The 12,338-nt window shown below is 44.1% G+C and carries 13 protein-coding genes; 3 read left to right on the top strand and 10 right to left on the bottom strand.

Annotation, left to right across the window (positions count from 1 at the left end; all coding sequences use genetic code 11):
• Positions 1 to 160: 160 nt before the first annotated feature.
• From L5L94_RS19390 to L5L94_RS19355, 8 genes are all read right to left on the bottom strand, one after another.
• A complete protein-coding gene (locus L5L94_RS19390) occupies positions 161 to 556 on the bottom strand; it encodes a hypothetical protein (protein ID WP_263164651.1) in 396 nt (131 codons plus the stop codon).
• 81 nt (positions 557 to 637) lie between these two features.
• Complete coding sequence (locus L5L94_RS19385; protein ID WP_263164650.1) at positions 638 to 964, bottom strand: hypothetical protein; 327 nt, start codon at positions 962 to 964, stop codon at positions 638 to 640.
• Positions 965 to 1,152: 188 nt separating this feature from the next.
• On the bottom strand, positions 1,153 to 1,536 hold the full coding sequence (locus L5L94_RS19380) for a hypothetical protein (protein ID WP_219253626.1): 384 nt from the start codon (positions 1,534 to 1,536) through the stop codon (positions 1,153 to 1,155).
• 73 nt (positions 1,537 to 1,609) lie between these two features.
• Positions 1,610 to 2,551 carry a hypothetical protein gene (locus L5L94_RS19375; RefSeq protein ID WP_263164649.1) on the bottom strand — a complete coding sequence of 314 codons (942 nt, stop codon included), beginning with the start codon at positions 2,549 to 2,551 and terminating at the stop codon, positions 1,610 to 1,612.
• An 805-nt stretch (positions 2,552 to 3,356) separates the two neighbouring features.
• Positions 3,357 to 4,187 (bottom strand): hypothetical protein, encoded by an 831-nt coding sequence (locus tag L5L94_RS19370; protein WP_263164648.1) that lies wholly within the window; start codon positions 4,185 to 4,187, stop codon positions 3,357 to 3,359.
• Positions 4,188 to 4,284: 97 nt separating this feature from the next.
• Positions 4,285 to 4,998: a LysE family translocator gene (locus L5L94_RS19365; protein ID WP_028759343.1), complete on the bottom strand. Its 714-nt coding sequence runs from the start codon at positions 4,996 to 4,998 to the stop codon at positions 4,285 to 4,287.
• A gap of 139 nt (positions 4,999 to 5,137) precedes the next feature.
• Positions 5,138 to 5,980: an AraC family transcriptional regulator gene (locus L5L94_RS19360; RefSeq protein WP_263164647.1), complete on the bottom strand. Its 843-nt coding sequence runs from the start codon at positions 5,978 to 5,980 to the stop codon at positions 5,138 to 5,140.
• A 275-nt stretch (positions 5,981 to 6,255) separates the two neighbouring features.
• Positions 6,256 to 8,313, bottom strand: a complete 2,058-nt coding sequence (locus L5L94_RS19355) for a TonB-dependent receptor (RefSeq protein WP_411569226.1) — start codon at positions 8,311 to 8,313, stop codon at positions 6,256 to 6,258.
• Positions 8,314 to 8,640: 327 nt separating this feature from the next.
• Here L5L94_RS19355 and L5L94_RS19350 point away from each other — a divergent pair, with 327 nt between their 5' ends.
• Entirely contained in the window at positions 8,641 to 9,456 is an 816-nt protein-coding gene (locus L5L94_RS19350; RefSeq protein WP_263164644.1) for a substrate-binding periplasmic protein, read from the top strand.
• Positions 9,457 to 9,603: 147 nt separating this feature from the next.
• On the opposite strand, the gene L5L94_RS19345 is transcribed toward L5L94_RS19350, so the two are convergent.
• Both L5L94_RS19345 and L5L94_RS19340 read right to left on the bottom strand, forming a co-directional pair.
• Entirely contained in the window at positions 9,604 to 10,566 is a 963-nt protein-coding gene (locus L5L94_RS19345; protein ID WP_263164642.1) for a hypothetical protein, read from the bottom strand.
• A 1-nt stretch (position 10,567) separates the two neighbouring features.
• Positions 10,568 to 10,954, bottom strand: a complete 387-nt coding sequence (locus L5L94_RS19340) for a PadR family transcriptional regulator (protein ID WP_263164640.1) — start codon at positions 10,952 to 10,954, stop codon at positions 10,568 to 10,570.
• Between the two features lie 411 nt (positions 10,955 to 11,365).
• On the opposite strand from L5L94_RS19340, the gene L5L94_RS19335 reads away from it, so the two are divergent.
• Complete coding sequence (locus L5L94_RS19335) at positions 11,366 to 11,992, top strand: excalibur calcium-binding domain-containing protein (protein WP_263164639.1); 627 nt, start codon at positions 11,366 to 11,368, stop codon at positions 11,990 to 11,992.
• Between the two features lie 184 nt (positions 11,993 to 12,176).
• The coding region (locus L5L94_RS19330) for a transposase (RefSeq protein ID WP_263164721.1) at positions 12,177 to 12,338 on the top strand (162 nt) is incomplete at its 3' end.

Here is a 12,338-nt window from a genome sequence, read left to right as displayed (position 1 = left end):
GCGAATTAAAACCGACTGAATAATGCTGCGTGAATTGTCATTTCCACAGAATGTTATAACTCACATTTGTACAAAAGTGAGCTAGTTTTTTTACTCTAATTCGTGGAGTTCGGATTAAAATTTCTATGGGTTATCACCTTACAAACGCAAACCAACTGTTTTACGTCCGTTTAAGCAACTTATTATGGTCTCTTGCTAACCACCACAAAAATAAGATTGCTTGTAATCCCGAAATACCTGCATAAAACAAAAACAATTCAATTTTCATAGAAGGTAGTGAAATCAGAATACCGAAAGCTAGAATCCCTAAAAAATAACACCATTTATTCTGATTAAAGAACTTTACTGCCACCCAATGCACAGGAAAGCCAATTAACATCCATCCAATAATTGAGAATATAAAATGGAACACTAAAACAAAATGTATTGATTCATAGAAGTATTTAAAATCCATTGTTATTAAGTCAGATTCATTACTCCAGTAAAACAGCATAATTGGAACAAAACATATTGCTATAGCAATAAACACAGCTCGTAAAAAGTGCTCCAAATTCACAACCTCTCCCTGAGAACATAACACCGCAAGCGGCGAGCGTTAGCGAGTCCAGCACCGAAGGTGCGATGCTGACTTGCCTTGTTAACTTTTTGCATACTCTACAACTAAAGACAGCGGTAACAAAACAATAACTGCCAACAAGAAATAACAACAAAGATAAAACACTCCGTAATAAACTGAATTTGTTATCTTACAAGCTAACTCCAATCTACGGGTGCCTAGCAGAGACGGAAAATAACTAGAAAACAGATTAATCGCATCAGCATTCTCTTCAAAGAGTTTCACTAAGAAAAGCCTTAGCGTTGTGATAATCATTACCATCCCTGCAAGGACAAAGGTTAAAAATAATAACCACTCAGCCATTTCAAAAGCTGTAACACCAACGAATGCAGCAAGAACAAGTAACATAGTGCCGATAACCCACTAGCGATAATAGCTTGCCGCCTTTTTTGTAAGGGCCTGATAGCAAAATTTAAGCGGTGCTTGAGGGTGCATAGTTCTTCCATAAAGTTAACGCCCGCAGCACGCGCGGCTTTGTAGTGAAGGCGGAGCTGCAACGAAAAGGCCGTCGCTGTGCCTGCGATTGTTAGGCATTTCTACTTCCGGCCCCTCGAAATATAGTCGGCATATTCATCTTGAATCATAAACTCGTTCAATAACCTTTCAGATGATCCTGCGAATCGTTGCTCAATAAACTCTATCGCTTGGCCAAATGAAGTGAATGATTTGACCTCATTGGCATCCTCTAGCTCTAGATCTGGATCTAGTGGACCAAACTCATAAATATTAAGGAATGATTCATCACCCAAATCAGCAGTTTCGTAAACTGAAACATCTATTTCGGATTTGGGACCTCGAACGCTTAGCCATTGAATACCAGCACGGCCATACCGTTCACAGCCACCAAGAAAGCACTCAACTGCTTTCCCTCGCTTAAGCGCCGACTCGGCTTCTTGAAGATTAAGGTATCTACGGCTCATTGTGTATGCCTAACGCCGCGCTCTGCGGCAAATTTGGAGCGCAGCGGAAAATTTGTCCGACAGCAGCGCCTTGTTAACTGCAGAACTCAATTCTATAGCCTCTGGCTGTACTGTATTTTAAATCATTAAATGTGTCGCATATAACGGAACTATCAAAGAAACTAGATGCTTCATTTGTTTTCCCTTTAGTTCCGAGACCAAGTACAAGCCGCTGCAGCACTGGCAAACTATTATTTAGCTCAGAAAACAATACAGGATCTATCTTCGAATTAATTACAGCCAATTCGTTAATTGAGCTGCCTTTAATACCTGACAAAGAGGAAAGTCCATTCATGGTATCCATGACTAAGCTCTTAAGGTGCTTTAGATTGGAAACATCTGGAATGGATGTAACTTGCTTTAGAGTACTTAAATGCAATATCTCAAGAGATGTCAGGTTTTCCAGGGCACTTAGATCGTGTAATTTCTTTACCCAAAGTATTTCTAGGCTTGTTAACTTAGATAATCCTTTAATAGCATTTAGGTCTTCAAATGTGCCAAAACCCAAATATAAACTTTCTAAATTACTCAGACTGGCAACATGCTCTATTTGTTTTTCTTGATACCCTGAAAGGGTTAGGTCTCTAAGGCTAGTGAGCGTAGCTATAGAATCGATATCTTTCTTATTTTTGACCAAACTCAGAGAATTTAACTTATTCAGATCTGATAGAGGCCTTAAAGATACAGTTTTTTTATTAAGCTCTCCCAGACTCAAAAACTCTATTTCGTTTACATGCTCAGCAATAGCATCAATACTTGTTAGCCCAGGAAGAAAAATCTCTAAAGCTCTAATGCCCGAATAGTGTTTCAGGAAATCTAAACTGTAATCGTTACCCGCAGACCATGTAGGACCAAAAGCACCACCTAAGTATGATAGAGATATACCATCGATTTTTCCTTGGCGTATTTCATCCGCGATAGATAAATGTTCTTCATCGCTCAAATTGTCGGCTATCTTTTTTAGTTTTACGCGCATAATCTCAATTCTAGGTAGCAGTTAACGTCTTAGTATTTATGCGCTGCGCTGTTTGCAGGGCATAAATCGCTTGTTGACTAAATCTCAAATATGGCCACTGCCACATCCATGTAAATGGGTATAAATGATGCTATAGGAATTTGCTTTTTTGCGGTAGCGGTTTTTTATACAGTTTGATGGGTAATCACTTGATATCGTTTTAGCTTTCTCATTTTTCGCGCTTATTTTTTGCTGATCAATCGCTATCTAACGACTCAAAACTCCAAGGAATACACCTCCACTCGGAGTTGCCGCAGGGCGAATAGAGCTCTTGATTTAATAAAGAGTGCGTGAGTTCGGTCATGGATGACCGACTAGCTTTCGCAGGTGCAGGGGCGAATGAAAATCGGTGATTTTCGCGCTTATGAGCGAGAGGCAGGGACTGCCGAACTGGAGGGATTTATATGGATGTAAAGCGCATCCTTCGGAAGCGATAGCAAATTTGGCAATGAGCACAAGGGGCTTTCAACTCCGTTGGGGGCGTCTTGGAGCATCCAAGGGCGAAGGCCTACGACCGCTTTGAACGCGAGATATGGATATCGAGCTGGCTATTTAACATGGACGTTTTTGATAGGACGAGCAGTCCTCCTTGGTCGGGTGTGGGGTGAAGCCCCACGACTTTGATTTTGATTAAAGCATTCAAACTACGAAACACACTTTGGGGCAATAGCTTCTAGCTAAAGGAAGTCGTTAGGATTACTAAAGCAGCGACCATCAACATAGAGTCGCGGCTTTAAATCTCACTCATAGGGATAGGGAAATGAGACTAGTCTGCTTTAATGACAGCTTGTGTCAGTATTTCTTGGTCATTCTTAAACACTACTAGCTCACCTAGAGGACTATCGCTGCCGCCTAAGACGGTGACATAACAATAATACTGGTATGGGCCGCTGCGAAATTGGTATGAATGATTCCCCCCACTGCCATCAAATACAAGTTTGCCTTTATTCAGCACTAAATCTGGCTTTTCGCTCAATGACTTACCCTTTGCCCATGCGGCATAGCGGTATTGGCTGTTCCCCATATCATCGACACGAATGGTAAACTTGGCGGTCTCCCAAGATAACGCTGGGCTGACAAACTCACTCACACTCGGATGTAATGCCGTTTGTTGCTTAGCAATAAGCTCTGCTTTCAGTTTTGCCTCTACCGGTGTTTGATAGTTAATGGCGATGATCTTGCCATCAAAATCCAGCCACACAACACCGCTACCGAGCATAATGCCGCGCCAGCCCATTGTCTGCCAATCGGCTTCAATCTTAGAATGGGCGATCTGCTCAAGCAGCTTAGGATCAAAAACCTGATCAAAACGTGCGATCATTTCCTGGGTATTTTGAATCGCGGGGATAGGATATTCACGTTTAAGCGGGTAAGCCACACGCTTAGCAATCGCCTCAAGATCATTGGCCTTGGCGGCGTCGATAAGTCCCTGCACCAGAGGGATATATTCCTGTGGCATAGCTTCATCAGCGGCGTTTGCATTGATGCTTAAACCCATAACGCTGAATATTAACGCCGCAGAAAACGCGATATTCATCAGTTTAACTTGTCTGAAAACAGCTAATTTGCTTCCCTTGAGTCGTGAGGCGAATGGCATCTTTATCCCTTACTCCAAATGTCTCTGCTGAGACTAAAGGCCAAGAATACCATAAGTGCCTCAGACTAAAACCTAAGGTGATTTATACTGCGCCTAACTAAGCGGTTAATAATAGGTTTGAGTAAATCGCCAAGGCTACCGACATAAAGATGACACCAATAACCGCATCGATAACTGGTGTTAGTCGCTGCAATTTAAGTTGCACCTGCGCCTTTGACAACATTACCGCTAAAAAGCCAAACCATGCCAATGACAAAGACAACAACAAAATAGCGGAAGCTATTTTAGTGCTCGTTGTAACACTTGGGGTAATCAAGGCCGAAAACAGGGTTAAGAAAAATACTAATGCTTTCGGATTCAATAGATTGGTATAAAGCCCAGTCAAAAAACCTTGCCTGCGCGACATAGCGCCACCTAAGCCACCAGCAACAGACGCCACGCCTTCAACGTCACCAGCGCTAATGACAGCATCATCATTTGTCCCTGCATGTACTCTGGCACTCATTTTACGTTTAGCGAGTATCGCAAGACCGGCACGCAGGGCACCAAACCCCATCCAAGCGAGGTAAGAAGCGCCCACAATTTGCACTAAGAGATACAGAGTGTGCGAACTCTTAATGAGTAGACTCACACCGGTCAGACTCAAAATCGTATGAGCTAAAATGGCTATTGAAATCCCCACAGCGGCGGCAACCGCAGTGCTTCTGGACTGCTGAGTCGCAATCTTCACCATAATGGCAAAATCGGGTCCGGGACTGATTAAAGCAACGGCATGGATTACAGCCAAGGTGAGTAATAAAGATAAATCCATAGATATACGGCTCCGCAAAAAAAGTTAATAACGATAACTGAGGCAGCCAGTATGGCAATTTGTCGCAGCGCTGAATTGTAATAAATTGCACTATTCAGTGTTTTTTAAAAACCAGCGGCGTCGAAAGACGGGGGGGAAATTAGAGCATACGCCGCTGAAATTGCACTGGCGATAATAGGAATGCCTGCTTAAAAGCTTTGTTTAAATGACTTTGATCGAAAAATCCGAACTGCTGCGCCACATCCGCCACTAAAGCGCCATGACTTAAGGACTTTTTCGCCAACTCTAAACGCACCCGCTTGAGATAAGCATGGGGAGTCATCCCAGTTGCCTGTTTAAATTGCCGTAAAAACTGAAACTTACTTAAATTCACTTCATTGGCTAAGGTTTCAAGTTGAGTATTATGCCAAGGCTCATCGTGAATTCGCTGTTTCACTAAGCTCACCTGCAACTTAGATAACCCCTGCGGTTGATTCGGTTTAGATAGGCAAGATGAAATACCGCTTGGGTAACGCTCCAGCAACAGATGAATAAAGTTCAGTAAATGGGACTCGCCCGCGAGTGCACTGCATTGGCCTTGGATTAATAGCTCGTGTAGCTGAATAAAATATTGATAAAGCGTCGGGTCATCCACCATAGGTGCGCTGAAAAAGTGCTCCTTCAACCCCTGTTCTTGGCTGACTTCATTCATATATTCCACGGGGATCGACATCACTTTCACCCGATAACCGTCGGCATCGCGGCTCTGACCATCGTGGGTTTCGTCGGGATTTAAGGTCGATAAACTATGCTGACCAAGCTGATAACTGCTGCCCTTATTCACAAACTGCTGCGCACCTTGAGTGACTACGCCTAAGTGGTAATCCAGATGCACATGTTTATCAAAACTGAAATGCGTAAATTCCGCCTGACTCAGTTCTATGCCTGATAAGCTAGGATGACGCCAATAATTAATGTTTTCAATGGGTGTTGCAGTACTCATAACTCGCGGCGATTACCTATAGCATCAGCTGTAAAACAGGGGGAACTCAGATCGACTCGTCATCATTCTAGCCTTCATTGTCAGCGCGGGAATAGTAAATTATTGCAGCCACATAGTTTGAAGCGATTTGGGCTTAGATTAGTGCTTAAATTAGCGCTTAAATGAGTGCCGCTGAAAAACAAAAGCGCCCAACTATCTGGACGCTTAATTGAGATACATTTTTGCTCGGCGACATACGTAATAACTTTCGATATCGCCTTAACAGATGAATACCACTAGAAATGATAACTCACGCTGACTCTCACCATTCGTGGCTCAACAGGATGATAATGCTGATCTTCAACACCTTCGGCAGCTTCGCCGGGCAAACGAGAGGCATAAAAATAATCTATGTCGTGATCTTTACTATCAAACACGTTTAGCAGCTCAAGCTTAGTGTCGAAGCGGCGGAACTCGTATCCTAATGCGAGGTTAACTAATGTGGTCGCATCAGCCTTGTGGTCATTAAAGCTGTCGAGCACCCGCTCGCCAAGGTGCCGCACGCGTACACTCGAATACAGGCCATCGCCGTCGGGTCGATAGGTGATGCCCGCACTGGCAACAAAGGGAACCGCGCCATCGATATACTTGCCCTCTTCAAATTCATTTTCAGTAAATCTGGCGTTAGTCCACGCTAATTCCATATCGATACTGATTGCCTCATTCAACCAATAATAAGCCGTTAATTCAGTACCATAACGTTCAGATGCACGACTCGGCTCAGTGTTCCCCGCATCGCCCACAAATACTAATTCTGAATCTAGTTGCAGATACCAGATCGCAGCAGAGAAATTAATAAAGTCCCTGTCATAGTATTTCACCCCAAATTCGCCGCCATTTGAGCGCACGAGGAGATCGACTTTTTCGACCTCATCGCCACTCACGGGGTCAACCTTAATCGTCGCACCGCGGGCATCGTTCGAATGTAGTCCCTGGCCTGCATTAACATATAACTCAAGATTATCGCTCCACAAATAAGAAGCGCCGGCTTTGAGGCTGAACATACCATCGGACGCATCGCCACTGTTAAGCGGATTATCACTGTCGACCTGCACATCAAAATAATCGTAACGCAGCCCAAGATTAAAACGCCATTGCTCAGCTGGTAGCCACTCAACTTTGCCAAAGATACCACTCGACAACTCTTGCACTTCATCGAGCCTTACCCTATTCAGCCGTTGTCGCGCCTGAGTGTTATACAAACCCACTGCGCCAATATCGTCATAACGCACATCGCCGCCCACACTGTAATTCAGTTGAGTGCCACCAAGTAAAGTTTGCCAATCACGCTTAAGATCGCCGCCCCAAATCATGCGTTCATCGACTTGTTCAAACTCATCACCATTGATGGGATCGTTTAAGAAATAGGTAAAATTAGAGAATAAATTCATAGTCGAGCGAATAGCGTAGACATTTCCCTGCCAATCACCCGCATCGTAATTAGCTGAAACGCTATAACGGTTAGATTCACCGCCGACGTCTTTATCTAAAGATCCATAAAAATCAATTAATCCAGAATCCACCGCACGGGCGGGGATCTGATCCGCCGAATTCCAGCTGTTGTCGTAGGCCATCATAGTGACGCTCAAGTCACCCTCGCCGAGCCGAGTTAAATAACGCCCGACGACACTGATCTTACTCACATACTCATCAATATCCGTCCACGGGCCATCATAGGTTTGCGCCTCACCACCCCAAATAAAACGACCTATGTCAGTGTTTAGCTCCTGAGTCGCCACGAGTCGCTGGTAACCATATTCACCCAACGTCACCCCAACTTGGTTATGGGGGAGTTGATCAGCCAGCAGTAATTGGGCAGCACCCGCGCCAGAAAAATCGGCCACCTCAGGATAATAAGCGCCTTTGGCATAACGGATCTCGCCTATAAGTTCAGGGAGCAAAAAGTTAAGATCCGTATAACCCTGGCCATGCCCATGGGTTCGCATATTCACAGGCATACCATCGACTCGAGTATTAAAGTCTGTGCCATGATCCAAATTAAAGCCGCGTAAGAAATACTGATTCGCTTTACCCGAACCACTGTGCTGAGTGACTATCATCCCAGGAACAAATTCGAGGATTTCGCCGGTTCGTAATAGGGGTCGACTCTCGATTTCTGCCGCGCCGACTATCCCCTCAGATGCCGAAGTGCTATGGCCTAAGGTGTTAATTTGCCTGCCGCGCACCTCTAGGCGTTCGATATTGTCCGTTGCCGCCTCTGCCACTACGGCACTCGATAAACAACAAAGAGGTAATAACCACGTTATTGATAACCAAAGCTTTGATAACCGCATTCCTGATAATCCCAGTCCCGATTTCATCCTTTCTTTCCTACTACAGGTGATAGACGGCAGGGATTTAACGCCTTATTTACAAGCAAAAAACCGATCAAGCTCAAACTCTGATGAATAAAAAACCAGCAAAATACAGGCAAATATCATTTCTATGTGCCGTATCGCACATTTTTAAACCCAAAAGGACAAAATGTCCGCCAGTAGATCACATTTCAACCGTGTGTTAGTGCGAAATCATGGAAATAAAATAATCTTGCTTGAATAAAAATGAACCCATTTATCAGGCTAGCTATACTCTAAATAACTCAACACTTTGAGAGACACGCTATGCAACGATGGAGCAATATGCACATTTGGAGTGTTTGGGTAGGCCTTTTCTTTTGTGTCTCGGTTCATGCAACCAGCAAATCAACAGCAGAAACCACAGCGATGATTGCTGATAAACCTATCATTACGATGGCGTTTTATGAGGACCCCAAACATAACTTCTACTTTAAATGGGCTGAACTGATTTACGCCCAAGCCTTTGAACGCTTAGGATATGACTTCTCCTATCAAGTGGTTCCCGCAGCCCGCGCCAGTATGATGGCGGACTCAGGTAAAGTGGATGGTGAGCCGGGGCGTGTATCTCGTTATGGCGAAAAGTTTACCAACCTCATTCGAATTGAAGAACCGGTTATCGATACCCATTTAATTGCCTTCGCGCACAATCCCGAAATCAAAATACCTGACTGGCAAGCACTGCAAAAGAGTCGATACAAGATCGAATACTATCGAGGCGTGTTCCTTGCAGAACAAAAGCTAAAGGGACTCATTCCTAAGGAGCGTCTGACTGAATCTTCATCCCCCGCGAGCTCCTTTCGTAAAATGCTCCGCGACCGAATCGATATCTATATTGATACGGAGGCAAGCTCATTGGATCTATTACAAACGCCTGAGTTTCAAGGCAGCAAAATAATCGCGATTGCCACCCTAGAAGAACTCACCAGCTATGGTTACTTAAATAAACGTCACGCGGCACTCGCCGTTAATCTTGCTCGTGAGCTCAAACAGATGAAGCAAGAAGGCATATTTGACACCTACAAACAACAGGCTCAAGAATCGCTTAATAATGAAATGAATCATGGCGATACCCCAGAATAAATCTGCATCGACGGTAAAAGTCGTGGCTTACTTTTCCCCACAGAAGATGGCACTAATGTAAAAAGCCTGTTCAATCATACTGAACAGGCCATGTATTCGATGAAAAAGTGAATAAAACTCACCTACAAAACCTAGGTTAAACCTTACTTATTTGCTTGCGAGTTTACGCCAACGCAACCCATCGCGGATCACCTCATAGCCAGGGAACATAGCGGCAATCACTAGAGTATAACTTAGCCAGTGTTCTAACTGTAATAACGTAAACTCCCCATTTAATTCAGCTCCTTGGTTTTGTACTTGGCTTTGTAATAGTGGCGAACTAAAGGCCAGAAAGACTAAGAACGAGGCATAAGCAAGATTGATCCCCATATTCGCCAGTAGCAATTCAGTAGTCCACACTCGGCGGCGTAGTTGCCAGAGACTATTCGCCATAGACAGCAAAATAATAGGGCTAAACCATTGCAGTAATTGCTGAGCATTGACGCTGAAAATCACAGTCCGCGCGGCTAATTGCTCGCTACTCATCCACACAGAACACCAGATCACAAGTAAGAGAAAAAGGTATGTCGCCAGATCAGTAAACACATCGCTTAAACTAATATGCTGCCAACCAGGTCCAACCTTGGGCAAATTCTGCGGCTGCCATTTTTGACAATTGCTGCCGGACATAGGTTTTCCCTGAGCCGAGAAACTCCAAAAGACCAACAGGATAGCGGTAAAGGCAAGACAGGCATCGCCAATAAAACCTTTAGCAATATGGTGGATAAATCCTAATAGATCCCCCTCTGCCGAGCCCAACCATTGAGTCGTGCCGCCCACAACCTGCAGCACAAACAAGACCCCAAGCACAGTGAAAAGTGTATGTTTAAAAAGCGGAATGTCCTCAGAGGCAATAATAGGCACTGCCGGAACAAATTGCTGCGCGACCTTACAGGGATGACCCATTTGCTTTAATACCGCGACAATTTGCGCTTCAGTCAATTCGCCTTGTTCAGATAGGGCATCCAATTGGTCGCAGATATTGGCTTTTAATTCACGGCCAATTTCCTGACGTTTATTCTCGGGCAATTCTCGCTGCACCGCGGCGATATAGCGATCGACTAATTCCATATCAAATCTCCTCTGCACTCTCGTCTGAGCTTTTCATATCTGAGCCATTAGTGTCAGCGCTTTGCTCCAGTAAAAAAGCCAAGGCGCCATTAAGTTGCAGCCATTCATCGGTCAGTTGACTGAGCAACTCAGCCCCCAATGACGACAATTGGTAATAGCGACGCTCACGCCCTTCGGCCTGTCGCCACTCACTATCCAACAATCCTTGATCGGCTAGGCGGCGCACTAAGGGATACAGAGTCCCTTCGTCAATATCGATACCGCCTTCCTGCAACTGTTTGCGGAGCGAATAACCGTAGTGAGCTTGTTTTAATAATCCCAGTACCGCCAACACTAATACCCCACGGCGCAACTCGAGTCGCATTTTGACTAGCTGTGAACTTGTCATTGTCGAATTCCTGTCCTTAACACTGTGTCACACACACTGTGCGCCACACAGCAAATACTATGTAGCACACAGTAAGATTGCAAGTTTTCATGCACGTTTTTTGATCGATTTGTTTATTGTTAATGCAATCTATTGTTTGTATTGAATTTACCAAAATGCCAACCGTTTCTGCTAAGTGCTCACATTTCCCCACCGCCATACACTCAATGCGAATGAGTCACACATAAGCAAATTCAAGATAAAAAATTGCAAAACTTCCTTTGCTTGAGTAACTTAGCATCCAACATTGAATAGCCGATTCGTCAACCTAAGTACGGTTTGCTCCTTAAAAAAGATAAATCTGAACGACTCAAGTAAGTATTGATATTCAATAACTAAAAATATTAAGCGGTTAAATTAAGGACATAGAAAATGCTCATGGATAGAGGCGTGCTGGTACGCTGGAACGATGAAAAGGGATTTGGCTTTATTCAGCCTGAAAAAAACGCAGCCCAAGATGTGTTTATTCACATTTCAGTGCTGAAAAAGATGGCGAGAAAACCCATAGTGGGCGACAGCATTCTGTTTCAAACGGAAGTGCAAAATGACGGCAAAAGAAAAGCGGTTATCGCCTCGATTGAAGGCGTCGCAGTCGTTGCAGCGAGTGCAACAACACGCTCCCACTCTCATATCCAATCACGCAATGAAAACTTCAATAACAAAAACAAAGCGCATTACCATAGCCCACGAAAATCCTCTTTTAATACGATAATCCCGCTGCTAATAATCGTGGCCATAGTTATCTTTGGCTTTAAACAATACCAAGAATTCAATGAAGCTCCAGCAATCGATGAAGTACCAGTCCTCACGAATGAAGACACTCAGCCAATGCCCATATATGAATCTGCAACACCAAGATTCCAATGTGAAGCGGGTAAAACCCATTGTAGCCACATGAGTTCCTGTGCTGAGGCGACTTTCTACATCCAAAATTGCCCCAATACTCAAATGGATGGTAACGGTGATGGCATTCCCTGCGAGCGTCAGTGGTGCAGTTAGCAATGCGACATATGTAAAGTCACGCGTATAACCTTAAGCCTGAACAGGTAGCAGGTAGCAGGTAGCAGGTAGCAGGTAGCAGGTAGCAGGTCACTAGGGTCTGTTGATCTTTCGAGAGTGATTTTTAGACAGCATGGCAAGACGTTATAATTTGCTTCGCCAAAAGTAACCATAACCTCAAGCCATGCCAAGACTTATGCTAACCGATGCACGCTGGGAAAAGCTATTTCATTTAATGAAAAGCACAGGCCGTGTTTATGACAAACCTGAACATAGACAAACATTCGAAGGTATTCTTTACCGCCTTAGAACAGGTATCCCTTGGCGAGATTTACCTAAAGTAAAG

It is taken from the genome of Shewanella sp. SM21, from assembly GCF_025654335.1.
Lineage (GTDB): Bacteria > Pseudomonadota > Gammaproteobacteria > Enterobacterales > Shewanellaceae > Shewanella > Shewanella oncorhynchi.
This window is presented reverse-complemented; position numbering and strand designations above follow the sequence as displayed.